We start from the raw sequence: 691 nt of genomic DNA, 5'->3' as shown, positions 1-691 counted from the left end.
ATTTGTTTTCGAGTATAAAATCAGTGTTCATTTTGTTATCATCACGCTTTACCGTCACACCTTGTCCGTCTGAGAACCAAAATTTAGTAATTACTTGCTGTTGAAAACGTTTAAACAATTGTTCCGAAGGGTTTGAGTGGTTTCTAGCCTTATTCGGATGATGCGTTGCATGACCATCAACAGCCATTAAAGAATCATATAATGTCTGCATTCTGTCCATTTTATGCCCTCCCTGATGGTCATAAGTCAGATAATAAGGACGACATTGCGCCTCATTAACCGCCATTTTTACAGCTTTGAAATGCTCTATATGACTTTCGGTAAAGGATAGATCCCAACCGATGATCTTCTCTGAATACACATCAAACATCACGTCTATTTTTAATTTTGCACCCATTTTGTTACTGCTTTCATCCCAGTAGTGGATCCAGTCTAATTTTGTACCGTCAATCGCCCAATACGCATTCGGAAACCAGTCACTTCTATCTCTGGTAATGGTGTGCTTGTATTTTTTGTTATATGCTGACAATCCGTGGCGTGCTAGTGTCCAAATACGTTCTCTTTCCGGCTGGTAAAGCCAATTGTAAAGTGCTGATTCCGTCAAACTTTTCCAATCACGTTTTTCGGCTTCATTTTCATAAGCTTGTAATACTTCAGGAATAGACATTTTTACCGGAAGACAGTATTTAGC

General features: G+C 38.9%; 1 pseudogene. It reads right to left on the bottom strand.

Annotation, left to right across the window (positions count from 1 at the left end):
• Positions 1 to 691: pseudogene (locus KHA90_RS25140) on the bottom strand (hypothetical protein); the annotation flags it as partial.

This window comes from Flavobacterium psychroterrae, assembly GCF_018380615.1.
Lineage (GTDB): Bacteria > Bacteroidota > Bacteroidia > Flavobacteriales > Flavobacteriaceae > Flavobacterium > Flavobacterium psychroterrae.
The sequence above is the reverse complement of the archived record's forward strand: the minus strand, read 5'-3'. Positions and strand labels throughout refer to the sequence as shown.